The organism is Pelagibius sp. (assembly GCF_028281305.1).
GTDB lineage: Bacteria > Pseudomonadota > Alphaproteobacteria > Kiloniellales > Kiloniellaceae > Pelagibius.
Map to the genome: position 1 here is coordinate 32,590 of NZ_JANQKD010000008.1, position 23,788 is coordinate 56,377.

The following is a 23,788-nucleotide window of genomic DNA, read 5'->3' on the forward strand; positions in this document are numbered from 1 at the left end:
GCCGCAGACGTGAGCCGCAGACGTGGGGCGCCAACGTGGGGCGCCAAGGTGGGGCGCGGGCTGGCGCCCCGGCATTTCATGGCTATACTCAGCGCCATCGTGACCGGCCCGCCGCGATCGGCCCGGCGCGACCCGCCTGACGCTCCTTGTGGGGACCGGGCGGAACTGCAGATCATCAGCCTGCCCCCGGCAGGGGGCCTCTGGAAGGACTTCCCTTAACCGTGACCGCCCCGAAGTTTACCCTGGTTGCCAGCGAGACGCCGGAGGCCGCCGAGGCGCTGCAGCGCCTTGAAGAGCGCTACGGCCATCACGACGTCGAGGACGCGGAGGTCGTCGTCGCCCTGGGCGGCGACGGCCTGATGCTGGAGACGCTGCACCGCTTCATGAACCACGGCCTGCCGATCTACGGCATGAACTGCGGGACCGTCGGCTTCCTCATGAATCAATACAGCGAGGATGATCTGCCGGAACGGCTGAGCGCCGCCGAGCAGGCCACCGTGCATCCCCTCCTCATGAAGGTCGACTGCGCGAGCGGCGAGAGCTGCGAGGCCCTGGCGATCAACGAAGTCTCCTTGCTGCGCGAAGGCCGGCAGGCTGCAAAGGTCGGTATCGCCATCGACGGCGTGGAGCGCATGGACGAACTCATCTGCGACGGGGTGATGGTGGCGACGCCTGCGGGCAGCACGGCCTACAACCTCTCCGCCCATGGCCCCATCGTGCCGATCGGCGGACAACTCCTCGCCCTCACCCCGATCTCGGCCTTCCGGCCGCGACGCTGGCGCGGCGCCCTGCTGCCGGCCTCCGCCGAGGTGGTCTTCACCGTGCACGAACCGGAGAAGCGCCCGGTCTCAGCCACGGCAGACTTCACCGAGGTGCGCGATGTGCTGAAGGTGCGCGTCTACGAGGACAAGAGCCTGGATCTCAATCTGCTCTTCGACCCCGAGCACGACCTAGAGGAACGCATCATCAAGGAACAGTTCCAGCCTTAGAAGCGCTCAGGGTCTTCTCGACCCAGCGCCTGACCACCTGCGTGCGCGGCAGGGCCGCCAATTCGCGCGGCACCAGCAGCCACAGCTCACGCGCTGGCAAGGGCAGCTCGCGCGGCGCCGGCAGCTTCTTCAGGCGCGGATCCTGCTTGGCGACGGCGACGGGCAGGAGCGTTCGGCCGCAGCCCGCGGCGGCCGCCTCATGCGCCGCCTCCACATCGTTCACACAAAACGGCGCCGGCGGCTCTCCCGGCTTGCGCGCCGCCGCCTCCAGCCAGCGCGCCTGCGGCAAATGGCTCATGGCTTCATCATAGGTGATCCAGCGTGCAGGCTGCCGCTCCTTCGCCGGCAGGTTCGCCGAGACATAGATCCCGAACGCCAGGCGTCCGACGCACTGCGCCTTCACTCTGTGGCCGCCGCGCTGCGGGCGGGCAAAGCGCAAGGCCATGTCGGTTTCCCGGCGTGTCAGGCTGAGGTCCCTCAGATCGGAGACAAGTTCGAGCCGCAGGGCCGGATGCCTCTGCGCCAGCTCTGCAAGCCTGGGTATCAGGATCCGATTCATGACGTAAGGCACCGCGGTCAGCCGCACCACACCGGCGATGTCCCCGGCCGCGTCCCCGGCGGTGCCGCCCTTGCCGTTGAGCGCCGCGAGTTCGCGCTCCGTCCGCTCCGCGACCTGCACCAGCGACGCGCCCGCAACCGTCAGTTCGAAGCGCCCGTCCGACAGGCGTTGGTAGAGGCGCCGCCCCACCGCCGTCTGAACGGCCGCGAGCCGCCGCGACACCGTCGTATCGTCAACGCCGAGGCGCCGGGCAGCAAGGGTCAGCCTCTGGGTGCGGCTGATGGCCAGGAGGTAGCGCAGATCGTTCCAGTTCGGTGCCTGCATTCTTGCAGCTCCATTTGCCGAAGTTCGCCTGTCTGCCTGCAAGTATGCAGCGATAAGCTCCACCGCAAAAGGTCATCCGAAGCTTAGGAGAAGAGCATGCTTTTTGCGGTGCTGTTCGAGGACAATCCCACACAGGCGGCGGAGCTCCGCCGGAAACACCTGCCCGACCACCTGCGGTTTCTCGAGAAACACAAAGAGTGGGTGGTCGCCGCGGGCCCGCTGGTGTCTGCGGCGGGGGAAGCGCAGGGCGGCCTTTGGCTGGTCGAAGCGGAAGACCGCGAGACCGTCGACCGGATGGTCCGGGAAGACCCCTTCTGGCCGACAGGCCTGCGGAAATCGGTTCGCATCTCCGCTTGGAAGCAGGTCTTCGCAGAGGGCCGCAGGCAGATCTAGCGGCCTTGCAAGCCCGGGGCGCGCGCCACCCCGTGGATACGCCTCAGAAGATCCCGGCATCCAGGCCGGCGGCCATGGCGGCACCGAGATCGCGGGCCTCGTCCAGAAAGCTGTCCTGCCAGGCGCCCTTGAAGACCAGCGGCGGCTGGACCGCCCGCCAGCGCAGGCCGGTGGTGATACTCTCGACGGCACGGCGGGTGCCGGTGCCGTCATGGCCGGCGCGGATGTAGAGGCAGTAGGGCAGGCCCTGGGTCTTCTCCAGACAGGGGTAGTAGCTGCGGTCGAAGAAATCCTTCAGCGCGCCGCTCATGTAGCCGAGGTTTTCGGTCGTGCCCAGAATGACCGCCTGGGCGGCCAGAATATCGTCCGGTCCGGCGTCGAGCGGGGCGCGCGCCACCACGTCGAGGCTGTCGGTCTCGCAGCCCCGGGCGGCGTCGACCACGGCCTGCTTCAGGGCTTTGGTGTTGTCCGAGGGCGCATGGGCCACGATCAGCAAACGCTTGTCAGCCATCGCCTGGCTCACCCGCTGCCGGGGGCTCCATTCCGGGGCCGCTTACCGGCGCGTCTCAGCCTGCCGCGGCCCCTTTGCCGAGCCGCGCAGAAAGGGCCTTCAGGTAACGCAGATCGCCGGTGGTGAATTCGCCTTCTTCAATGTCGGACTTGTAGCCCTCGAGTTCTTCACGCAGGCCATCCGAGACATTGGCACCGGCCAACAGTTTTTCGATGATGCGCAGTGCCTCCGCATTCTGAGCCTGTTGCGCCTCGGGGCTCAGGGGCTCGTCCGCCTCGTCGGCGGGCTCATCTTCGCCCTCGTCCTCCGGCTCCTCATCGTCCAGGTCGTCTTCCTCAAGGTCCTCGGAGAGACTCTCCTCGTCGTCCTCGGGCACAATGAGGGCATCCCACGACTGGTCCGCATCGGTCACCATGCCGTGCAGCTTGCGGGCGGCCGCCAGGGCCTCCTCGTCCTCTGCACTGCCCAGTTTCTCAAGCTGCTCAATCAGAGTGGCCCGCTCAAGCGGTTCAGTCATACCGGTCCTCGTCAGCGTCAGAATCGCATCAACGCCGGGAGTCTAGCGGGTTTTGTGGCAAAGCTACAGCGCTGCGGACGCGGTTGGCCCGGCCGGCATCCCAGATGTACCGGATTCATCAAAGGTACGGGCTTCGGGGCGACTGGAGGGGCCGGACCAACAGCTCAGAGGGAGCGCCTTACAGAGAACGCGTCCAGCGCAGCTTTGCCGCCATCTCAAACAGATCCTCTTGCGAGAGGCCGATATCGCGCCTCTGGTGCGGGCTCAGTTCAGTGATGGCGGCGCGCTCTTCGGAACGCTGCTGCCAGTCGATCATCAGGTCCAGCAGGGTCAGCGGCAGACGCAGCACGGCCTTGAGGATATCGGCCACACCAGCGGGCTGCGCGCCCAGGACAGGGGACGGTCTCCGTGAAACTGCGTTCGACATCTTAGGCTTCCTTATACGAAAAATTCACCATGAGGCACCCGGCGGCGCGGGCTTTTTGCAACTATGGACAATCTCTTAGCCCAAGATTTATTGACGATTGCTGAATCCGGCAAACGATGATATCTCATGCGCAACATCAGCAAATCTAATGCGAAAGCATGTCCCGAAAACTCCCGCCGTTGAAGGCCTTGCGGGCCTTTGAGGCTGCGGCGCGCCATCTCTCCTTCACCCAGGCAGCCGCCGAGCTGAACGTCACCCAGGCGGCCATCAGCCACCAGGTGAAGCTGCTGGAGGAGCACCTGGGGATCCAACTCTTCCGGCGCCTCAACCGGCGCCTTGTCCTGACCGAGGCCGGCCAGATCTACCTGCCGGTCCTGCGCGATGCTTTCGACCGCATAGCCGCCGGCACCAGCCAGCTCTTCAAGGACGATGACTCCGGCCCGCTGACGGTGAGCGTTCTGCCCTCGCTGGCCGCCAAGTGGCTGTTGCCCCGGATGTCGCGCTTTCGCGACCGTCACCCCGACATCGACGTCATGATCTCGGCCAACAACAAGCTGGTCGACTTCTCGGACGACTCCGTCGAGATGGCCATTCGCTACGGCGCCGGCACCTATCCGGGTCTGCAGGTCGATCTCCTGCTCAGCGACGAGGTCTTTCCGGTCTGCAGCCCCGCGCTGCTCAAGGGACCCAATCCGCTGAAGGCACCAGAGGACCTGCGTCACTACACGCTGCTGCACGACGAGGTCTCGCGGCACGACGAAAGCCCGGACTGGCGAAACTGGCTGCGGGCGGCACAGGTCAGCGGTATTGATTGCACCCGCGGCCCCGGCTTCAGCGACTCCTCCATGGTGATCGAAGCGGCTGCCGCCGGCCAGGGCGTCGCCCTCGCCCACCGCTGGCTGGCCGCTGCCGACCTGGAAAGCGGGCGCGTGGTGCAGCCTTTCGGACCGAGCGTGCCGTCGAAGTTCGCCTACTACATCGTCTGCCCGCCGGCTCTGGCGGAGCGCCGCCGCGTCCGCCTTTTCCGCGAGTGGCTCTTGGAAGAGGCCCAGAAGACTGGTGCCGAACCAGAAGACTGGCGCTGAATCAGTGGCTCTGTCATCCTGTTGAGGCTGCAAACGGTCATGTTTCCGTTCCCCTGCCCCCCAATCCCCTTTGCCCGGAGTGATCTGTCTTGCCTGATACCCTGAATGCCGAAACGCCGGCCATCAGGCCCGAATCCCGTGCCATGATCGAGCGCCTGATCGCCTTCGACACGACCAGCCGCAACTCCAACCTGGATCTCATCCACTACGTCCGCGACTACCTGGCGGATCTCGGTGTGACCGCAACGCTGGTCCATGACCCCGGCGGCAGCAAGGCGAACCTCTATGCCACCTTGGGCCCGCAGGACCGCGGCGGCATCGCACTTTCCGGCCATACCGACGTGGTTCCCATCGACGACCAGGACTGGACCCGCGACCCCTGGACGGTCAGTGAATCCGGCGGCCGGCTCTACGGCCGCGGCACCTGCGACATGAAGAGCTTCGTGGCCGTGGCGCTGGCGCATGCCCCGCGTTTTCTGGGCGGCGAGCTGGAAACGCCGATCCATCTCTGCCTCTCCTACGACGAAGAGGTCGGCTGCCGCGGGGTGCCGGGCCTCTTGGCCCATCTTGCCGAACAGCCGGTGCGTCCGCGGCTCTGCATCGTCGGCGAACCCACGGACATGAAGGTCGTCACCGCCCACAAGGGCAAGCTCTCCATGGCCTGCCACGTGCGCGGCAAGGAGGCGCATTCCTCCCTCGCCCCCCACGGCGTGAACGCGATCCAGGCCGCCGCCAGGGTAATCGGGCTGCTCACCGACATGGCGGCCGAGAAGTCCGCCAACGGCCCCTTCGACAGCGACTACGACGTACCGCATACGACCATTCATACGGGGCTCATCGAGGGCGGCACCCAGTTGAACATCGTGCCCGGGCACTGCCGCTTCGAGTTCGAGTTCCGCTACCTGCCGGAGGACTCCCCCGACGCACTTCTGGCCCGGGTCAAGGACTTCGCCGAGCAGGAGATCGCCCCGGCCATGCAGGCCATCGACCCGGCCAGCGGCTTCACCTGGGAGCCGCTGTCAAGCTTCCCCGGCCTCGACCTGGCGCCCGAAGCCGAGGTCGTCGATCTGGCCAAGGCCCTGACCGGGAGCAATGCGACAGGGAAAGTTGCCTTCGGGACCGAGGCCGGGCTCTTTGACGACAGCGGAATTCCCGCCGTGGTCTGCGGGCCGGGCTCCATCGATCAGGCCCACAAGCCCGACGAGTTCGTGACCCTGGAGCAGATAGCCCTTTGCGAGCGCTTCATGGACCGGCTGGAGGAAAGGGTGCGCCCGGGCGGCCTCGCCCATGGCTGAGCAAAGGGCGCAGCACGAACAGGGCAGCCGGGACGTGGCTGCCGTGGTCTTCGACCTCGGCGGCGTTCTGATCGACTGGGACCCGCGGCACCTCTACCGCAAGATCTTCTCCGAAGAAGCGGAGATGGAGCACTTCCTGACCGAGGTGTTCTCATCCGACTGGAACGAACAGGCAGACGGCGGGCGCCCGACCGCCGAGATCACTGCCGAGCTCTGCGCTCTGCATCCGGAAAAGCGGCCGCTGATCGAGGCCTACTACGACCGTTTTCCCGAGATGATGAAAGGGGCGATCGACGGCACCGTATCCGTGGTCGAACGCCTCCACGAAAAGGGCCTGCCGCTGTTCGTTCTTTCCAACTTTTCCGCCGAGACCTTTCCTCATGCGCGCCGGCGCTTCGCCTTCTTCGAACGGTTTTCGGGAATGGTGATCTCCGGCGAGGTCGGTATGAAGAAGCCCGAATCGCGCATCTACGATCTGCTGACCGAACGCTATGGCCTGACTCGCGCGGAGACGCTCTTCATCGACGACCGCAGGGACAATGCGGCGGCCGCGCGGCAGGCCGGCTGGCAGGCTCTGCACTTTACCTCGCCGGATCTCCTGACCGATGATCTGACGCGGCTGGGATTGTTGGATTGAGGCCGCCACTGCCGCCGGCGGACCAACGTCCAGCGCCGCACGGCTCGCGCGCCGGCTCCGCAGGGCCACACCGGCGGGCGGCCCTCTGATGTCGCCGCGACAACCCCAAAAGAAGACGACGCCCTGGCACAAGATCCTTCTGGCCCTGGCGGTCGGCGCCGGCGGCGGCTGGCTGGCCAGCCTGCTGGCGTTGCCGCTTGCCTGGATGATCGGCGCCATGCTGGCAACGACCATCGCCGCCCTCGCCGGCCTGCCGATCGCTCTGCCGATCCTGTACCGGACGGCCATGGTCGCCGTGCTTGGTGTCATGCTAGGCAGCGGCTTCGCGCCGGAGATCCTGGACCGGGTGGGCGACTGGGTCGTCTCGCTGCTCGGGCTCATCGCCTATACCCTGGTCGCCGCTGCCGTTGTGTCGGTCTTCCTGCGCCGGGTTGCCGGTTACGATCCGATCACCGCCTACTTCTCCGCGTCGCCCGGCGGCCTTTCGGAGATGATGATCATCGGCGGCGCGATGGGGGGCGACGAGCGCATCATCTCCCTCACCCACACATCGCGGATCCTCCTGGTCGTCCTCGCCCTGCCCTTCGTCTTGCAGTGGATCTTCGGCTTCACCCCGGGCCCGCGGCCGCCCGGCGGCATTCCGCTGGTCGAGGCCGAGCCCTTTGACATGGCGGTGCTCACCCTTTGCGGTGTGGTCGGCTTCTTCGCCGCCCGCCTCGCCCGGCTGCCGGCGGCGGCGATCCTGGGGCCCATGGTGGCCTCGGCAGCCATCCACCTCGCCGGCTGGAGCGATGCCAAGCCGCCGACCGAATTGGTCGCTGCGGCACAGGTCGTGGTGGGCACCACCATCGGCTGCCGCTTCGCCGGGGTGGCGCTCAAGCTTGTCGGCCGTACCTTGCTGGCATCGCTCGGCAGCACAATCATCCTCGTCGGCGGTTGCCTGCTGTTTGCCGTGATGCTGCATCCCTTGACCGGCCTTCCGACCATCGCCCTCTTCCTGGCCTACGCACCGGGCGGCGTCGCGGAGATGAGCCTGATTGCACTCGCGCTCTCCGTCGATGCGGCCCTGGTGGCCACGCATCACATTGTGCGGATCTTCTTTATCGTCGTCTTCACGCCGCTGCTGTTCCGGGTCCTGCCCTCGGGACTTACCGGTCGAAGCCGGACTCCGGACCCCGGATAGCACGGGCCGCGCCCGATGCTTGGGTTCCATCCGTCCCCCCAATTGACACACACCTGTCACGCTGAGCGGGCCAGCCTGAGTGCTGCCTTGTGGGAGTCGTTGGGGCCCCGATGTCGGACCGTCTACTCGCCGTTTTGCTGGCTCTTTTCCTCGTGCTGCCGCTCGGCCTCAGCCTCGATGGCGAACTCTTTGATCCGAACGACGGTGTTTCTCCCGGCGCCGAGCTTGAGTCGCTTCTGAACCGCCCTGACGTCCGGAGAGTTGTCGTGATCTCCCCAGGCGTCGAAGCCGCTCCTGACGCCGTCGCTGCACCGCGCCGCCCCGGCGACCAAAACGATGCCATCACAGTGAGCATTGAAGACGCAGAGGCCATGAGCCCCTGGGGTGCCTATCCGATCGATGCCACCAGTCTCGGGGCTGCAAAGCGCTAGCCCGCCCAAAGATCCGACACCCAGCACAGTCCGATGTGAGACCGCAGAGCACTGCCGACTGCCGGTGCGTTTCGGCTGATGGTCCGTCTCAATCCGGGGGTCAGTGGAGATCGCCCGGCCACGAGCCGCATGCGCGATCTAGTAGAGAAGAGACGTTCATTAGAACGCCCTGAATTGATAGTCGGTCTCGCCAACTAGTTGTTAACGATCTACGCGCATTATCCGGGAAATTAGTTCAAATCACTAGTACTACTTTGACTAGTGACTAACCAAAGAGTTTCGCGCGACGTGTCTCAAGACCCCGCGACCGGGTCGGGACAGAGCGGACTGCCAACAGACGGGTCTAAGCAGCCGTCAGCATGGGTGATGAAGATGAAACAGACAAACGCCGCCGACCCCTCTGCGCTCAATGAGGGGAAAGTCAAGACTTCGCTCTCAAGTGCGAGCAACCTGCTCGGCTTTATGAGCAGCCTCAAAATCTCGACCCGGGTCTTCGGGGGCTTCGGCCTGATTCTGGTCATGTTGACGGTGATCGGCGTGTTGTCGATCTACTCGCTCAACTTCGCGAACGAAACCTTCAGCGAATACCGCACCCTGGCCCGCCAGGCCAATGCGATCGGCCGCGTGCAGGCTAACCTGCTGATGACGCGGATGAACGTGAAGGACTTCATCATCACCAAGTCCGAGAAGGACCGGGACGAAGTCTTCCATTTCGAAGAAAAGACCGCCACCCTGATTGACGATGCCTTGACGCTGGTCGCCGACCCGGAACGGCGTGCCCTCCTGGAGGGCATGAAGGGGCGCATGGCCGAGTACAAAGGCCACTTTGAAAACGTCGTCGCACTCAACGACAAGCGCAACGAGATCGTCCACAGCACCCTGAACGTCATCGGTCCGCAGATCGAAAAGGACCTGACGGCGATCATGGAGAGCGCCTACAGAGACGGCGACGCCGAGGCCGCTTTCACCGCCGGCATGGTGTTGCGCAACCTTCTGCTCGCACGGCTCTATGCGACCAAGTTCCTGGTCGACAACAAACAGGAGTCCTATGACCGCGTGATGAAGGAGTTCGGCGAGTTGACCGAGCTGTCCGACGATCTGCTGGCCAGCCTGCAGAACCCGCGCCGGCGCCAGCTGGCCACGGCGGTGGTCGAGAACGTCTCTATCTATGAGACGTCCTTCAATGACGTGAACGTGATCATCAATCAGCGCAACACCGTGATCCGCGAGCAGCTCGACACGATCGGCCCGGAGGTGGCAAAGTCCATCGAGGACTACAAGCTCTCCGTCAAGGGCCGCCAGGACCAGATCGGTCCCGAGGCAACCGCCGCGATGGAACAGGCCGAGGTCACCGATGCGATCATCTCCGTCGTTGCCCTGGCCCTGGGCGTGGCCATCGCCTGGGTGATCGGCATGGGGATCTCCCGCCCGATCAACCGCATGACCGCGGCCATGACCGAGCTGGCCAAGGGCAACAAGACCCTGGAGGTCCCCGCCCTGGGCCAGAAGGACGAAATCGGCGCCATGGCCGAAGCGGTCCAGGTGTTCAAGGAGAACGCCATCGAAATGGACCGCCTGGCTGAAGAGCGTGTCGAACAGGAGAAGAAAGCCGAGGCCGAGAAGCGCCAGGCGATGAACCAGTTGGCCGACGACTTCGAGGCCTCGGTCCAGCAGGTCGTCGACTCGGTCTCTTCAGCATCCAACGAGATCAAGACCTCGGCCCAAGACCTGACCAGCGCGGCCGAAGATGCGACCTCCAAGTCGACGGCCGTTGCCGCCGCGGCGGAGCAGGCCACCGCAAACGTCCAGACGGTCGCGGCGTCTTCCGAAGAGATGTCGAGCTCGATCAACGAGATTGCCCGCCAGGTGACGGAATCGACCCGCAGCACCGGCGAGGCAAAGTCGGAAGTCGAGGAAACCGACACCGTGGTCCGCGATCTCGCCAGCGCCGCGCAGAAGATCGGCGAGGTCGTTACCCTGATCTCCGACATCGCCGAGCAGACCAACCTGCTCGCCCTCAACGCCACCATCGAGGCAGCCCGCGCCGGCGAGGCCGGCAAGGGCTTCGCCGTGGTCGCCTCGGAGGTCAAGAGCCTGGCCCAGCAGACCGCCAAGGCCACCGAGGAGATCTCCCAGCAGATCGCCGGCGTCCAGTCGACGACGGACTCGGCTGTCCAGGCGATCGGCCGGATCAAGGAGACCATCGTCAAGGTCGACGAGATCGCCGGCTCCATCTCCGCGGCCATCGAGGAGCAGACCGCCGCCGTCTCGGAGATTTCCACCAACACCCAGCAGGCTGCCACAGGCACCCAGGAGGTGTCCTCCAACATCGGCGACGTGCAGAAGGGCGCATCGGAGACCGGCACCGCCGCCCGGGCGGCCCTGGAAGCGGCCACCGGCCTCGCCCAGCAGTCCGTCGAGCTCAACAAGAAGGTGGAAGAGTTCCTGGGACGCGTCCGCGCAGCCTAGCTACGCCTTCCTGGTTGGGGCGTCCGGCGCTTGGGCGCCGGGCGCCCCTTTTCCTTTTGGCCGGCGTAGGTTCAGGAAAACTTGGCCGTGATCCCGCCGTCGACGATCAACTCCGTACCGGTGACATACTTGGCTTCGTCGGACGCCAGGAAGAGCGCCGCATGGGCGACATCCCAGGCATCGCCCATCTTGCCGGTCGGGCACTGGGCATCGCGCTTGCGGATCATCTCGCCCACATCGCCTTGCGCATAGGCGTCCTTCAAGGGCTCCACGATCATGGGCGTGTTCATGAGGCCCGGCAGTACTGCGTTGGCGCGGATGCCCTTCCTGGCGTACTGCAGCGCCACGGAGCGGGTGAAGGGAATCACCGCCCCCTTGCTGGCGGAATAGGACACGTAGGGCACACCGGTATCCCGGATCCCGGCGATGGAGGCGATGTTGACGATGACGCCGCTGCCCTGGCGTTCCATAACCGGCAGCACGTGCTTGCAGGTGAGAAACATCGATTTCAGGTTCACGTCGATGACGCGGTCCCAATCCGCCTCGCTGGTCTCAACCGGTCCGCCGACCGCCAGAATGCCGACGTTGTTCTCCAGAACGTCGATCCGGCCATAGACCTCCAGACAGCGCGCGACCATCGCCGCCACGTCCGAGGCCCGGGACACGTCGGCCTGCGCCGCCTCGGCGCTGCCGCCCTCCCCGCGGATGATGCCGACGGTTTCCTCTGCGGCCGCGAGATTGATATCGATGCAGAACAGTTTGGCGCCTTCGCGTGCAAAGAGCACGGCGGCTGCCTTGCCGTTGCCCCAACCCGGCCCGGAAGACCCGGCACCTACCACCATTGCCACCTTTCCTTCGAGCCGCCCGGCCATCGCTGCCTTCCCTCCCTGCCGTGGTGTCGCACCAAGTCTCCTTCATAAAAGAACGACCGGAACGGCACCAGCCCGGCCGTGACTGCGCAGGCGCAAGGCCCATGGCGACAGTATGCGGCCGGCTGGATTAACGCTGCGGGAGGAAGGAAGGCGCCCCACGGACCGCTCCAGGGGTGGAGAAGGCTGCGGCCCGTGGGGCAACGACAGGCTGGGTGGAGGGGTGGGAGAGCCCTATCAGCCTGCCGACTTGTCTCTGCTCGGAAAAGAACACACTGCCTTGTCTGCTCTGCAGACTGCCGGGCCTTATCTGCTCTGCAGACTGCTGGCGGTGTCTAAGAACCCCGTTGTCCTTTTCCAAGCAGGCTGGCGCGAACGCCGCGTTGCTACATCTTCAGTCGTTGTCGAAGCCGCCGCGGTTCATTCCTTCCGGCGGCAAATTGCATTTTTTTGAGCTTTCGGGAGCCGCCTAAAGCAGCCCGATCTGCGCGGCACCGCCGCGGCGCCGGCCTGCGGGCATTGCCGGCCGTCGCGAACCTGTGGCGAAAAGTGCTTTGCGGTTAATATTCATCATCAAAAATTCCTTAATCAAACGGGGCGCTTGGCGGCTTGGCCGGGGCTTCTGGCGGAGCCCGACGGTGCGGGCGTCAGGTTTCCGCGGGGATCACCTCGTGGCTGTAGGCACTTCTGATCATCAACCGAGAGACGTCATCATAGGCCTTTACCCATGCCGCCCGCGTTGCCGGGGTGAAGTCTTCCGCCAACATCTCTGCGAGCATCTGAAGCAGGGCATCGCCGACCAGCGGATAGTGCTGTGGCTTCACACCATAGGCGACATGGCGCAGTGCAAGATCCTCCAAGACCGGAACGAGTCCGGGTATATTCTGAAGCTCGGCAACAATCAGGCCGAGCTTGCTCATCAACATGCCTCCCTGCTGCTCCATGTCGTTCAGAAACATGTGGCGCAAATGGGGAGAGCGCTCGAAAAGGATCCGATAGAAACGGTTGGCCGCCTGCTGGCTGTCCTGCGAAACAACCCGGAAGCTGTTACGGATCAGCTCGGTTTCGTCTGGGGTCAGGGCCATCGGGCAGGTCTCTAGTCAGATCGCTATAGTAATTATGTTCAAAGCCTCACGGCAGTCGGCATCCTACGGCGCGTCGAAGCCGCATAAAGGAATACCGGCAACGGCACGAGGCTTGAACCCGAGAAACCGCACAAGGAAAATGCAGCATTGCATGTTCCTGCCAGGAGGCCGCACATGGACTGGGACAACCTTAAAGTGGCGCTTGCCATCAGCCGCCTGGGGTCGCTGACCCAGGCCGCCCAGGCCCTGGGCATCGACCAGTCCACCGCCGGCCGGCGCCTGACCGCTCTCGAAGGCGACCTGGGGACGATCCTCTTCGTCCGCTCCAAAACCGGCTTCGCCCTGACCGATGCCGGCGAAGCCGCCATTAACCAAGCCATCGAGGTGGAGCGCCGGATCGACCGGCTGAGGGATGCCGTGACACCGAGCGAGACCGGACCTGTGGGAACGGTGCGCCTGCTCGGCAACCACTGGACCCTGGACCGGCTGGCCCGTACGACAATGGGCCCCTTCCTGGCAGCGAACCCCCGCCTCGATCTGCGCATTGTCACCTTGACCCCGCGGGGCCGCATCCGTGGCGATGCCTCTTTGTCGATCTGGTTTGAAGTGGAGCCGCGGGAAAGCGAGTTCGCCATCAAGCTTGGCGACGTGCCCTACGCCGTCTACTGCGCAGAGGATGCCGATCCGCAGAGCCTGGGCTGGATTTCCTTCTATGATGAGGATTCCAACAGGCCCATCGTCACGCGCGCCCACAAGCGTCTGCGCGCCCGCGGCGAGCCGCTCCGCATGACCGCCACCGACGCCGGCATCATGCTCTCCGCCGTGCGCCATGGCATTGGCAAGGCGCTGCTGCCTATGTGCCTGGCCGAAGAGCACCCCGATCTGGTGCGTGTGAAGGAGGGAGAGCCGGACCTCATGCGCGCGCTGCACCTTCACGCCCATCCCGACACGGTCGAAGCGGCGCGTATCCAGGCCACCATCCGCTGGCTGCGCGAAACCTTCCATTCTGTTTTCCTGCCGAAGGGCGAAGACCACTGCACCCCTCGGATCGCCGAAGCGCCTTGAGCGCCCGCCGAAGTACCCCGCGACGAAGCTGCCCTACAGCCAAAGTGCCTTAAGGCCAAAGTGCCCCGTGGGCCGTCCCCGGGGTGGATTGGGGAGCAGGCCCACGGAGCGTCCGGCGGGCCGCTTGAGCTGTGGGAGAGCCCGATCAGCCCGCCGAACAGGGTCGGGTGCCGGGCGACCGCCAGCAGACACAGTTCCCCCGCGGCGGGCGCCGGCGGTTGATCCCTAGGCTGCGGGGTTGGCAACCGGCGGCGCGGCAGACGTTGGAGGCTCTGAGGGCTGTGATTGCGGTGAACGAAGCATCCCGAAGTCGGCGTAACGCTTCGTTCGTCGGCGGCCGGCCGCAGATGGTTCAATAGGGGCAGACTATTTCGACTGGAGATTGTGCGGCGAGCAACCGATCTGCTCTCCGGTGTGCCCGCGATCTCCCGCCGCTGCCGCTATTGCTTCGGGCGGGGACCTTGGGGCACAAGGAGAGCGCGACGCATCGCGCGAAGCCCGCTTGATGGAATTGGTAGACATACGAGACTTAAAATCTCGGGACCGAAAGGTCGTGCCGGTTCGAGTCCGGCAGCGGGCACCACAGACTCCCTCCATAATCCGGGTCCCGGCACGAGATATCGCGCCGACGTTGCCCGCTTCGAATTGCTCCCGTTAAGGCAGCAGATCTCGAAGGAAGCAGCTGCTCTGCGTCCATCCGCTCCCTGCCGATGACAGGATGACACCCAGCAAGACGGCGCCGCGGGCCGCCGGGCTCCGGACGATTGAACCTCATTAACCATCGCAGCGACCCATGACGAAGCCACCTTGCCGAACGCCGGCAAGGCGCGGCTCCGGTCAACCCGAACGGAGGTTTCCGTCATGACGTCCCGGCCCTTTACCACCTTGAGCGTCAGCAAGCGCGAGCTCCTGCTCGGCGCTCTGGCAACGGCGGTTGCCCTTGCGACCCCGGAATCGCGCCTCTTTGCCGCCAGCACGAAAAGCCCGGTGAAGCTGTCGCTGCGCGATGGCGGCATCCTGGAGGTCCGTGAAGACCGCGTCGCCCTGCTGGACGGCGACCGCCGCCGTCCGGTTCGTAACGGCGTTTTCTCGCTGGCCGGCGGCGGCCGGATCGAGATCCGCGACGGCAAGATTTTTTCAGCGGCGATGGGCCCTGGCGACATCTTCGTCGAGGCGACCTGGATCGAAGTCCACAGCACGCCCGGCGGCTCGGCGCCGAACCCGGGCGCTTCGGACTGGCTGAAGCACAACGCCGGACGGCGCCCCGGCGCGCTCTAAGCTGAAGCGACGGCAGGCTCGTCGGGCTGGCCGGAGCCGCTCATCGGCTCCGGCACCGCGGCCGGCGCAGGAGATGGGGCAAAGGAACCGTCAATGTACCGTATCACCTGGACCATCAAGGCCTCCAAGCTCTGCAACCTGCGCTGCCGCTACTGCTACGAGTGGGAGGAACTGAACAAGCCGGACCGCATCGCGCTCCAGGACTGGGCGAAGGTCTTCGAGGCGATCAAGAGTCACAATGCCCTGCAGGCACGGCGTCTGGGCGTCGAGGCCCGCGCCGAGATCGTCTGGCACGGCGGCGAGCCGCTGGTCCTGCCGAGCAGCTACATGCGCGAGGTTCTGGCCTTGCAGCAGGACATCCTCGGGCGGGACGCCCTCGACCGCGGCGTGTTCGTGAACGCGGTGCAGACCAATCTCTACGCCCTTGCGGATGAAAAACTGGAGCTGCTGAAGGACGGCGGCTTCAAGGTCGGCGTGTCCATGGACCTGGCCGGCGGCGTCCGGCTTTCCGCCGGCGGCCGGCAGACCGAGGACCGCGTGGCGGCCAACATGGACCGTCTGGCAGAGGCCGGCATCCCCTTCGGAAGCATCGTCGTCCTTGCCGCCCACACGGCCAAGCACCTGCGGACCATCTACGACTTCATGGAGCACCTGAACGTCTCCTTCCGCGTGCTTCCGCTGTTCCCCTCCCCGCTCAATACGCCGGAAGCGGCCTTCGCCATCAGCAGCGAAGAAATGGTGGCCGCCCTCAACGATCTGTTTCTGTACTGGCTGGAGCGCGATTTCAGCGTCTCCGTGGCCCCGCTGAAGCACTACCTGCAGACCGCGCTGCTGCACATCAACGGCCTTGAGAGCACGCCCTGGCGCCGGCGCGCGCAGGGTGACGGCGTGCTCATCGTCAACACCAACGGCGATCTCTACCAGGTGCTCGACGCCTATGAGCCCAACCTCTCGCTCGGCAATCTCTTTCGCCAGCCGATTGGGGAGATCCTGGCTTCGCCGCGCTATGCGGCCTCCCTGGACCGCAACGATGCGATCGAGGCGGCCCATTGCGAGGCCTGCCCCTTCGCCCGCAGCTGCAACCACGGGCCCGTCTTCGAAAGCCGGCTGGCCAACCGGGCGGGCGGACACTGCGCGGTGGCCCATCCGGTGCAGGACTTCATTGCGGCCCACCTCCGGCACATCGGCTTCGATGAGCCTGCCTTTGGTGCTCTGGAAGCACGCGAGAACGCCGCTCTGAACGTCGCCTGAGCGCTGAAGATCGGCCCGAAGCCGCGCCTGGGGCTAAGCCATGAAGCGGAGGGCGTGACCGACCAACAGGCAGGCGAGCGCCGAGCCGCCCATGATCGGCAGGTAGACGATCGCGGTCCAGGCATCGCCGAAATCGACGGTGAAGAACGGGACAGCAACCGCCAGCAGCACCAGCAGGAACTGAAACCAGAGAACCGCAAAGCCGGGCTGAAGTTGCCAGACCGTGTAGCCGTAGACCACCACGGTCACCAGCAAGGTCAGCACGATGGCGCCGAAGACGGGGTAATAGGACTGGTGATAGACAGAGGCCGGCACAAGGGCGAAGAGAAAGCCGGCAGCCAGGTGCAGCGGCACCACGGCGTAAGTGGCATAGGAAGGCAGTGTCATGCGATCACGCTCCTTTGCCGTCGGTCGTATCAATGCCAAAGAAGGTTCATCATCTCATTTTTATCAATGATATCCTGATCTTATAGACATAGAGCCTAAAGCACCGGCCCTGCCGCTAGGATCCGCGACACAGCAGCGTGGCGTTCTCCGCCATCGGGTCAGCGAAGCCGTAGACCCGCGGATTGCCCCCGGGCCAGGCGTATTCGACGGTCACCCGCGCGAAGACCTGCAGACTCAGTTCCTGATCGCCGCCGAAGATCTCGGCATCGCTCTTGCCTTGAAGCCGCAGCTTGTCGGCCAGGGTCCTGCAGAGGTCGATCAGCCGGTTGGTCAGGATGACGCCGGGGATCGGCGGCGTCCGTAGGGTCTCGTCCACCGTCGCCGGCAGAGGCGCGTCGTAGCTCTGCTTTGCGGCGTAGGTCACCAGATCGATGGCCTCCACCGCCAACTCGCCCGGGTACTTCACGGCGATGGCGGGACCGAAGGTCCACGACCGCACCCTGGCCTCTCCCGGTAGATCCCCGATGCGCAGCTCCGCCTCCAGTTCGAAGTGCCCGCCGGGCGCGGCCAGCGCGTCATAGGCGCCGCCCCGGCTGGTGACCTCGAAGCGCGGCAGCTCCCCGGTGAAGTCCCATTCCACGGTTTCCGCTGCGGCCGGAGCGGATAGACCGCATGCCAGGAGCGTCACCGCAAAAGCCTTCGCACGACTCACCATGATCGACCTCTCAAAGAAGACTGGCTCAACGAAGACTGGCCGGACCCTGCTACGAAGGGCCCGGCCGTCTGCGTCAGTTCGTGTTGATGGCGCCGGGGGTGATCAGCATGATCTCCGGCTTCTTGTCTCCAGAACCGGCGCCGCGGCCCCGCGGCAGCGTGAAATCGCTCGTCTTGCAGGCCTGGCGGTTCGCATTGGCCGGGCAGACCTCGACGCGCCAGTGGGCCGCACTGCGCAGGGCGTTGATCCGCAGGAGCTGTGTGTTGCTGTTCATACTCTGCGGCAGGCTCGCCAGGCGCACCAGCTTGTAGCGGCCCTTGTCCTTGCGATAGAAGCGCAAGGTATAGCCGCCCTCCGGCACCGCCCCGGACAGGCGGATCTGCGCCCGCGGCCCCGGACGCAGCCGGCCCTTGGGCGAGAGAATGGTAAAGGCCGCGGGCGCCGAGGCGATCCGGCCCGCTGCGGGACCCTGCGTCCGGCCCCCAACAGGCCGATCACCGATGATCCGATCCCTAACGGTCCGGTTCCTGACGGGCCGTTCCCGGGCGGTCTGGCCCGTCGACGGCGCCGCCGCAATCTCGCCCAGGGCAAGGCGGCCCCGGGAGGCCGGGTCCGCCGTGCCGGGCCCGGAGGCGGCGCCTTCACTGCCGGAGCCAGCCAGGGCCTGACCGCCGAGGTTGGTCTGCGCGCAACTGATGACATGAGGGGCCCAGGTCGAATGAACTTTGTGGCCATCCGAGTTGAAGATGCTGGCAGAAAGCTGAATGTTCTTCTCAAATCCATCGCCATCCTGCCAGACGACCGGGTACGGCACAGCTACCGATGCTTCTGCGGCAACGCCGTTGGCTGCGGCGTCAACACTGACGCTCTCCTGGCCGATCTGCTGCGTGTTCGCGCCGAGATGCAATGTGCCTGAGAAGGCGGGGCCGAGGCTCGCCACCTTCGCCGAAATCTGAATCACCGAAGGGCAGACCATGTTGTCGTGGACGGTCTGCTCCAGCACGCTCGCAGAGCCCACCGCTTCTACCTTGACTGCGTTGCGGCACTGCAGAAACTCCGTGCCGGACTTGGCGCCAACGACATTACCGTCACCGTCGTAGACATAAACGGAAAGCTCAAGGTACTGCTCGTATCCGCTGACGTTTTGCCAGGAAACCTGATGCGGCACCGCTGTGGACGCAATGTCTGTGCCTGGAATACTCAAGGGCTGCGGGTCGGACTGATCGGCGTTGGCAGTGAAAACAGCAGTGCCGGCGAAAGCACCGCCACCACCCTTTACGAAGCTGCGGATCTTGATCTCGGAAGGGCAGAAGGTGCCATTGCGCTCGATCTCCTGGGTCACGTTCATATACAAGGCAACCGGCTTCGGCGGCAGCGGCTCATAGCACTCAAAATGCTTTGTGCCTTCCAGTTGACTGACCACCTGGCCCTGGCCATTGGCGACATACATACCGAAATTGGCGCTGTGCTTCGTTTGGGACGCCGGTATGGTCTGCCAGGGGATTTCGTACATGACCTCGTGAAACTGCGTCTCGCCGTCATCAATGCTGTAGGGGACGCCGGTCCCGGAGATCTCCTGCCCTCCCGCCATGAAAATGATCTTTCCGGAGACCTTGCCTCGCCCCTCGATGCTGCCCGTGACCTCAACGAACCTGGGACAGGCCATGCCGTAACGCAGGATCTCTGTGTCCACGTCGAAAGCCATCGCCTTTGCTTGCGGCGGGAGAAAGACCTGGATGTCATTACTCGCGGGCTCGGAACAGTCGACCTCGTAGCTCGCCCAGTTGGAGGTGAAGGCCGGATCGATGCCAACCATGCGGATCTTGCCGCTCTGCACTTCCGGATCCAGAGTATAGGTATGCTGGAAATCCTTCTTGCCGTCGGCACCGGTGGTGATCGTTTTCACTCCGCTCTTCTGGCCGCCTTCCTCGACATAGCGGAGCTTCACCTCGACGTTCGGCCCATGAGTAGATATGGACCCGTTGAGTCGCAGTTCGCAGGCATTGGCAATCTGGTTCTTCTGGACCACGGTGGCGCTCAGGCTGGAATCCGCGATCATGGGAATGTTCGGATCGCGTTCGCAAATCAGATTGATCTTGTGATAGGTCGGCCAGGACTCGCCACCGCTGCCAAGGGAATTGCCGTCAAATCCGCTCAAGGTGAAGTCGTACTCCTCCGCGGCCGAGACCGCGACCTCAATGATCCGGTCCTCAGAGAAGATCTGCTGCTTTGACTGACCCAAAGCCTCCAGGACCTTGCGTTGGTCGTTGCAGTACTTCACAAAGTGCTTCTCGTAGCTGTCGGCGAACAGAACCAGGTTTGCAGAGCCGGCGACATCGTCCGGACGGCTGCCAATTGGATAGCTGGCTCCAAACTTGTTTTCCTTGAAGGAGATCCAGCCCGTGGCAGAGGTCCGCACGACAAGCCAGATCCCGAAGCTCTCTACCTTGCCAAGTTTGTAAGGCTTGAAAAGGTAGTCTACGTCGGCCTCGATCATGACTTCGGGGTCGGTGACACCGGTGTAGACGTTGCCGTTGCTTTGGACGGAGATGGTCGGCGGTGTAACGCCTTTGACGGTGGCAACACCCACGTCGTTCGCCAGGGCGGCGCTGCCGGAGGCCGTCGCAACGGCCAGGCTCAACAACGCGGTCGCGGCACGCGGGCGGCGGCGGGCGGCGGATTTCGCCAGAGATCCGGCGCGGCGGAGAGGAGTGAAGAAGCACATGGCCTTGTCTCCGTTTTCTGTCGGGCCCTTGTTCGCTCGGCCGGCGGTATGGCCGTCCCCTGTGGGACGTTGCGCGGCACCAGGGCGGCTCAATCGATGTCTTGTACTGCGATGGCTTGTATTGCGCGCGACGGCCGGGCCCCTTGCAGTGAAGGGCCCGGCCGTCTGCTTCAGTTCGTGTTGATCGCGCCGGGGGTGATCAGCATGATCTCCGGCTTCTTGCCGCCCGGGGGCGTGTACGGGCCGCTGCCGCCGCCTTTCTTCACCACCTGGAAGGTGCTGACCCTGCAAAACGGGCTGTAGGGATTGGAGCTTTCCCCCTCCTTGCAGGCCCGAAGCCTCCAGGTTCCGCTCTCAAGAGCATGGACGTTGAAGCTGGCACTGGCGCCGGTCATCTCCCCGGGCAGATGGGCCGAGGTGACCGCCTTCCACTTGCCGTTGTTCAGGCGCTTCGCCCACTGCAGCGTGTGGTCCTGACCAGACTCGACACCGCTCAGGCGGATGTTGCCATTGGTGGCGACGTTTCTGGGCGCCAGGATCTGGAACGGGAAGCTGACCTTGCCGACCGCCATCACAACGGGCGCCTTGCGGCACCGAAGAACCACAGGCCCCGACTTCGAGCCGACTTCTTGGCCGTTCTCGTTCAGGAGCCTGACGGTGAGCGGCCTCGTCTGCTGGGGTGCGACGGCGCCCGTGAAGGCAACACCGGTCCAGGAGACGTCGTAAGGCACGTTCACCGTGGCAAACACGGCAAGCCCCTGGGCAGCGACACTGAAAGGCACCGGATCGAGCGTCTCTGCGCCCACCTGCATCACGGCCGAGCCCGAGAAGGCAGAGCCCTGACCCGCAATCCGGGCCCTCAGGTTCACCTCCGAAGGGCACACCATGCCGTTGAGCTCGACCTCTTCGAGCATACTCGGCTCGAAGACCTCCGATACCTTCGGCGCGAAGACAACCAAGCCCGGGGTCAAGACGGGCTGCTGCGGGACAGCGTCACCCTCCTGGCCGTTGCCGCCCTGCGGCGGGCCTGCCCAGTTCGGCTGCCGGCATTGAAGAGCCGCTGACCGCGAGTCCGAAGCGACTTCTTCGCCGTCCTCATCCAACAGCCTGACGCCGAACTGGATCGTCTGCTGGGGCGTGGCAACGCCGGTTATGGGAACGCCGGTCCAGGAGACCTCATAAGGCAACTTCACGGAGGCAAAGATGGCAAGCCCATCGGCGCCGACGCTGAACGGCACCTCGCCGACCTGCTGGCCGTTCACCCGGACTGCGGCAGTGCCCGAAAAGGCGGAGCCTTGGCCGGTAATGCGGCCGCCCAGGTTCACCGCCACGGGGCAGATCCTGCCGTTGAGCTCGGCTTCTTCGACAACCTCCGGGTCCCAGAGCTCCGACACCTCCGGCGGCAAGGTAACCAGATCGGGGATCAACACAGCCTCCACCGGCTCTTGCGCTGTGCGATGCGGCTTGCGGAAATCGCTGAACTTGCAGCCCTGCGTTTCACCGGCGGTGCAGACCTCCAGGCGCCAGAAACGCGACCCGGTCAGCGCCGCCATCGGGAAGCTCTGGCTGAGGCCCGACATGGTCGTGGGCAACTCGGCGGACTCGAAGACCTCGTAGACACCGCCGCTCCGGCGGAAGAACCGCAGGGTGTAGTTTTCACCGGGAACACCGCCCGACAGTAGGATTCCGTCATCGGCCTGGCCCGCACGGACCTGCCCCTTGGGCGACATGATGTCGAAGGCCGTGGGACGGCAGGATAGATCCTTTGTGACCCGCGATTGGGCCAGAATCTCGCCGTCGGGAGCGACAGCCACCAAGCTGTACTTGATGCTCTGGGTGGTCGGCGGCTTGTTCTCCCAGGACAGTTCATGGTCGACGTTGTAAACCTCGCCCTTGCCCGCTTCGAAGTCGTAAGGGGTTTCCAGAAGCGGCTGGCTGTCCGCGGCCACCCAGACCGTGCCGCTGGAACCATCCGACTGCGCGATGACGGTTCCGGTCAGACGCACGCGCCCGGGACAGACCTGGTTCTCGTGCACAATCTCTTCCGTGACGGAAATCGCCTGGATCAGGCTCTCCGGCGGCTCGGGGATGCGGCAGGTAAAGGTTTCGCTGTGGGCCTTGGAGGCCACCTTCTCGCCGCTTTGGTTGTACACGTCGAGGGTCATTGCGACGATCCTCTGCGGCACCTGATCGCTGGCCGCAGCCGCCGCCTCGGTACCGATGGAACCCTGCTGCCAGGAAACCTCGCCGGAGCGCAGGAGGGTATAGGTCTCCTCGCCCGAAATGCTGTAGTCCTCGTAGTCTCTCGGCGCGCCTTCAATGCCTATGGAAGCTCTGCCCGAGTAAGCGCCTTTGCCCTTGAGCTTGCCGGCGACCATATACTTCTCGGGACACATGAAGCCCTTGTGCAGGACCTCCGTCACCACGCCGACGCTCAGCTCAGGGACCGGCGGCACAGCGATCTCGACGGTTGTCGACCCGCCTTGGCAGTCCACCTCGTAATCGGCCCAGTCGGTCTGGAAGTTCTGGGCTTCGCCGATGATGCGGACTTTGCCGTTGGTCCCGTTCTCCAGCTCTATCGGAAAGACGTGTTCGAAGCTGGCCGTCTTGCCGCCACCCGTCTTGACACTCTTCACAGCGCTCTTCGGGCCGCTGCTGTCGTGGTAGCGGAACGTAACGTCGGTGTTCGGGTCGAGGGAGGTGACACTTCCGTTCAGACGAAGCTCGCAGGTGCCCCCGACCATGGCAGTCTGGACCACCTCGGCCTCCAGGCTGGCGTCAGTGACAGCGAACTCAGGGGAAGCCTGGCAGGTAACGTCAACAGTTCGGATCGCCGCGACCTCCTGCGGAATAGGCACTCCGGACGGGCCGGACATCTCGTAGTCCAGCGATGACTGCACATGGATCTGGATCGTGCGGTGCTGGCCGAAGATCTGCCGGTTGCCCATTCCTTCCCCGCGCCTGAGCCCGGCGTGCAGATTGCAGGCCTCGACGGCAAAGTCGGCATAGGCCTGCTTGCTGATCGTAAAGGGAAAGCTCTCCTTCACACTGGAGGGACGCGGAATGGAGTAGCTCTTGGACTGACCGCTCTCTTCAAAGCCCGTAAAGTTCTCGATCTTTGCATTCTGAGAGCCGGCCGCAGGTTGGACCACGACCGCAAGGAGCGGATGGGCACTCCAATCCTTGATGCCCCCCAAGACGCCGGCGTCCAGGTCGACTTCGATTGTGCCGTTGATGGCGTAGCTTTGACTGGCGACGACGCCGATGTAGTTCGAGCCATCGCTTGCCACGACAATCGGCAGGCTGCTCACCCAGGTGACTTTGCTGTCTGCCTTGTCGGCGGCAGAGGCCGGTGCGGCCACCGCAAGAGCGGCGCCGAAGATCGTGACGGTCAGCAGAGCGCGGCGGGCAAACGGCTTGGACAGACAGCCGGCACCGCCGAGAGAATTCATGAGACGCATGGCCCAGTCTCCGTATCGGTTCGTTTGCGTTCTTCGGGCCGGCGGTGTGGCCATCCCCCATGGGTCGCCAGGAGGAAAAAGAGGGTTCAATCAAAACCTTGCATTGTGGACAAAGCTCACCGTAGTGCGGTG

At 64.7% G+C, this 23,788-nt stretch carries 20 protein-coding genes and 1 tRNA gene; 12 read left to right on the forward strand and 9 right to left on the reverse strand.

The window, feature by feature from the left end:
* Positions 1-221: 221 nt before the first annotated feature.
* The gene (locus Q0982_RS01640) at positions 222-989 is read left to right on the forward strand and encodes an NAD kinase (RefSeq protein WP_299391173.1); all 768 of its coding nucleotides are present in this window, start codon (positions 222-224) and stop codon (positions 987-989) included.
* On the opposite strand, the gene Q0982_RS01645 is transcribed toward Q0982_RS01640, so the two are convergent.
* Positions 967-1,872, reverse strand: a complete 906-nt coding sequence (locus tag Q0982_RS01645; protein WP_299391174.1) for a LysR family transcriptional regulator — start codon at positions 1,870-1,872, stop codon at positions 967-969. The genes Q0982_RS01640 and Q0982_RS01645 overlap by 23 nt on opposite strands.
* A 96-nt stretch (positions 1,873-1,968) precedes the next feature.
* Here Q0982_RS01645 and Q0982_RS01650 point away from each other — a divergent pair, with 96 nt between their 5' ends.
* On the forward strand, positions 1,969-2,265 hold the full coding sequence (locus tag Q0982_RS01650; protein ID WP_299391175.1) for a YciI family protein: 297 nt from the start codon (positions 1,969-1,971) through the stop codon (positions 2,263-2,265).
* Positions 2,266-2,308: 43 nt separating this feature from the next.
* Here the strand turns inward: Q0982_RS01650 and Q0982_RS01655 are convergent, their stop codons facing one another.
* The 3 genes from Q0982_RS01655 to Q0982_RS01665 all read right to left on the reverse strand — a co-directional run bounded on the left by Q0982_RS01655 (position 2,309) and on the right by Q0982_RS01665 (position 3,663).
* Complete coding sequence (locus Q0982_RS01655) at positions 2,309-2,776, reverse strand: flavodoxin family protein (RefSeq protein WP_299391176.1); 468 nt, start codon at positions 2,774-2,776, stop codon at positions 2,309-2,311.
* A 55-nt stretch (positions 2,777-2,831) separates the two neighbouring features.
* Complete coding sequence (locus Q0982_RS01660) at positions 2,832-3,293, reverse strand: hypothetical protein (protein ID WP_299391177.1); 462 nt, start codon at positions 3,291-3,293, stop codon at positions 2,832-2,834.
* 178 nt (positions 3,294-3,471) lie between these two features.
* Positions 3,472-3,663 (reverse strand): DUF1127 domain-containing protein, encoded by a 192-nt coding sequence (locus Q0982_RS01665; protein WP_299391178.1) that lies wholly within the window; start codon positions 3,661-3,663, stop codon positions 3,472-3,474.
* A 215-nt stretch (positions 3,664-3,878) separates the two neighbouring features.
* On the opposite strand from Q0982_RS01665, the gene Q0982_RS01670 reads away from it, so the two are divergent.
* The 6 genes from Q0982_RS01670 to Q0982_RS01695 all read left to right on the forward strand — a co-directional run bounded on the left by Q0982_RS01670 (position 3,879) and on the right by Q0982_RS01695 (position 10,820).
* Positions 3,879-4,805, forward strand: a complete 927-nt coding sequence (locus Q0982_RS01670) for a transcriptional regulator GcvA (protein WP_299391179.1) — start codon at positions 3,879-3,881, stop codon at positions 4,803-4,805.
* An 89-nt stretch (positions 4,806-4,894) separates the two neighbouring features.
* Entirely contained in the window at positions 4,895-6,100 is a 1,206-nt protein-coding gene (gene argE / locus Q0982_RS01675) for an acetylornithine deacetylase (RefSeq protein WP_299391180.1), read from the forward strand.
* Complete coding sequence (locus tag Q0982_RS01680; protein WP_299391181.1) at positions 6,093-6,737, forward strand: HAD family phosphatase; 645 nt, start codon at positions 6,093-6,095, stop codon at positions 6,735-6,737. The genes argE and Q0982_RS01680 overlap by 8 nt, the downstream gene beginning before the upstream one ends.
* An 88-nt stretch (positions 6,738-6,825) precedes the next feature.
* Positions 6,826-7,920 carry an AbrB family transcriptional regulator gene (locus tag Q0982_RS01685; protein WP_299391182.1) on the forward strand — a complete coding sequence of 365 codons (1,095 nt, stop codon included), beginning with the start codon at positions 6,826-6,828 and terminating at the stop codon, positions 7,918-7,920.
* Positions 7,921-8,030: 110 nt separating this feature from the next.
* Entirely contained in the window at positions 8,031-8,351 is a 321-nt protein-coding gene (locus Q0982_RS01690) for a hypothetical protein (protein ID WP_299391183.1), read from the forward strand.
* A gap of 462 nt (positions 8,352-8,813) precedes the next feature.
* Entirely contained in the window at positions 8,814-10,820 is a 2,007-nt protein-coding gene (locus Q0982_RS01695) for a methyl-accepting chemotaxis protein (RefSeq protein ID WP_299391184.1), read from the forward strand.
* A 71-nt stretch (positions 10,821-10,891) separates the two neighbouring features.
* Here the strand turns inward: Q0982_RS01695 and Q0982_RS01700 are convergent, their stop codons facing one another.
* Together Q0982_RS01700 and Q0982_RS01705 are read right to left on the reverse strand one after the other, a co-directional pair.
* Entirely contained in the window at positions 10,892-11,692 is an 801-nt protein-coding gene (locus Q0982_RS01700; protein WP_299391185.1) for an SDR family NAD(P)-dependent oxidoreductase, read from the reverse strand.
* 644 nt (positions 11,693-12,336) lie between these two features.
* Positions 12,337-12,774: a globin domain-containing protein gene (locus Q0982_RS01705; RefSeq protein WP_299391186.1), complete on the reverse strand. Its 438-nt coding sequence runs from the start codon at positions 12,772-12,774 to the stop codon at positions 12,337-12,339.
* 174 nt (positions 12,775-12,948) lie between these two features.
* Between Q0982_RS01705 and Q0982_RS01710 the strand changes: the two genes are divergently transcribed.
* The 4 genes from Q0982_RS01710 (at position 12,949) to Q0982_RS01725 (ending at position 16,368) form a co-directional block, all read left to right on the forward strand.
* Positions 12,949-13,839, forward strand: a complete 891-nt coding sequence (locus Q0982_RS01710) for a LysR family transcriptional regulator (RefSeq protein WP_299391187.1) — start codon at positions 12,949-12,951, stop codon at positions 13,837-13,839.
* A gap of 496 nt (positions 13,840-14,335) precedes the next feature.
* Positions 14,336-14,422 (forward strand) — tRNA-Leu (locus Q0982_RS01715).
* 278 nt (positions 14,423-14,700) lie between these two features.
* Positions 14,701-15,117, forward strand: a complete 417-nt coding sequence (locus tag Q0982_RS01720; protein ID WP_299391188.1) for a hypothetical protein — start codon at positions 14,701-14,703, stop codon at positions 15,115-15,117.
* A gap of 93 nt (positions 15,118-15,210) precedes the next feature.
* Positions 15,211-16,368, forward strand: a complete 1,158-nt coding sequence (locus tag Q0982_RS01725; RefSeq protein WP_299391189.1) for a radical SAM protein — start codon at positions 15,211-15,213, stop codon at positions 16,366-16,368.
* A gap of 33 nt (positions 16,369-16,401) precedes the next feature.
* On the opposite strand, the gene Q0982_RS01730 is transcribed toward Q0982_RS01725, so the two are convergent.
* The 3 genes from Q0982_RS01730 to Q0982_RS01740 all read right to left on the reverse strand — a co-directional run bounded on the left by Q0982_RS01730 (position 16,402) and on the right by Q0982_RS01740 (position 23,656).
* Positions 16,402-16,755, reverse strand: a complete 354-nt coding sequence (locus Q0982_RS01730; RefSeq protein WP_299391190.1) for a hypothetical protein — start codon at positions 16,753-16,755, stop codon at positions 16,402-16,404.
* A gap of 115 nt (positions 16,756-16,870) precedes the next feature.
* Positions 16,871-17,470 (reverse strand): hypothetical protein, encoded by a 600-nt coding sequence (locus Q0982_RS01735; RefSeq protein ID WP_299391191.1) that lies wholly within the window; start codon positions 17,468-17,470, stop codon positions 16,871-16,873.
* 2,895 nt (positions 17,471-20,365) lie between these two features.
* Positions 20,366-23,656: a hypothetical protein gene (locus tag Q0982_RS01740; protein WP_299391192.1), complete on the reverse strand. Its 3,291-nt coding sequence runs from the start codon at positions 23,654-23,656 to the stop codon at positions 20,366-20,368.
* Positions 23,657-23,788 lie beyond the last annotated feature (132 nt).

What these genes read in the sequence shown, in the direction of transcription:
- Q0982_RS01645 (WP_299391174.1), bottom strand. Translation starts at nt 1,872, where the DNA reads ATGCAGGCACCGAACTGGAACGATCTGCGCTACCTCCTGGCCATCAGC.
- Q0982_RS01650 (WP_299391175.1), top strand. Translation starts at nt 1,969, where the DNA reads ATGCTTTTTGCGGTGCTGTTCGAGGACAATCCCACACAGGCGGCGGAG.
- Q0982_RS01655 (WP_299391176.1), bottom strand. Translation starts at nt 2,776, where the DNA reads ATGGCTGACAAGCGTTTGCTGATCGTGGCCCATGCGCCCTCGGACAAC.
- Q0982_RS01660 (WP_299391177.1), bottom strand. Translation starts at nt 3,293, where the DNA reads ATGACTGAACCGCTTGAGCGGGCCACTCTGATTGAGCAGCTTGAGAAA.
- Q0982_RS01670 (WP_299391179.1), top strand. Translation starts at nt 3,879, where the DNA reads ATGTCCCGAAAACTCCCGCCGTTGAAGGCCTTGCGGGCCTTTGAGGCT.
- Q0982_RS01680 (WP_299391181.1), top strand. Translation starts at nt 6,093, where the DNA reads ATGGCTGAGCAAAGGGCGCAGCACGAACAGGGCAGCCGGGACGTGGCT.
- Q0982_RS01685 (WP_299391182.1), top strand. Translation starts at nt 6,826, where the DNA reads ATGTCGCCGCGACAACCCCAAAAGAAGACGACGCCCTGGCACAAGATC.
- Q0982_RS01690 (WP_299391183.1), top strand. Translation starts at nt 8,031, where the DNA reads ATGTCGGACCGTCTACTCGCCGTTTTGCTGGCTCTTTTCCTCGTGCTG.
- Q0982_RS01695 (WP_299391184.1), top strand. Translation starts at nt 8,814, where the DNA reads ATGAGCAGCCTCAAAATCTCGACCCGGGTCTTCGGGGGCTTCGGCCTG.
- Q0982_RS01700 (WP_299391185.1), bottom strand. Translation starts at nt 11,692, where the DNA reads ATGGCCGGGCGGCTCGAAGGAAAGGTGGCAATGGTGGTAGGTGCCGGG.
- Q0982_RS01705 (WP_299391186.1), bottom strand. Translation starts at nt 12,774, where the DNA reads ATGGCCCTGACCCCAGACGAAACCGAGCTGATCCGTAACAGCTTCCGG.
- Q0982_RS01710 (WP_299391187.1), top strand. Translation starts at nt 12,949, where the DNA reads ATGGACTGGGACAACCTTAAAGTGGCGCTTGCCATCAGCCGCCTGGGG.
- Q0982_RS01720 (WP_299391188.1), top strand. Translation starts at nt 14,701, where the DNA reads ATGACGTCCCGGCCCTTTACCACCTTGAGCGTCAGCAAGCGCGAGCTC.
- Q0982_RS01725 (WP_299391189.1), top strand. Translation starts at nt 15,211, where the DNA reads ATGTACCGTATCACCTGGACCATCAAGGCCTCCAAGCTCTGCAACCTG.
- Q0982_RS01730 (WP_299391190.1), bottom strand. Translation starts at nt 16,755, where the DNA reads ATGACACTGCCTTCCTATGCCACTTACGCCGTGGTGCCGCTGCACCTG.
- Q0982_RS01735 (WP_299391191.1), bottom strand. Translation starts at nt 17,470, where the DNA reads ATGGTGAGTCGTGCGAAGGCTTTTGCGGTGACGCTCCTGGCATGCGGT.
- Q0982_RS01740 (WP_299391192.1), bottom strand. Translation starts at nt 23,656, where the DNA reads ATGCGTCTCATGAATTCTCTCGGCGGTGCCGGCTGTCTGTCCAAGCCG.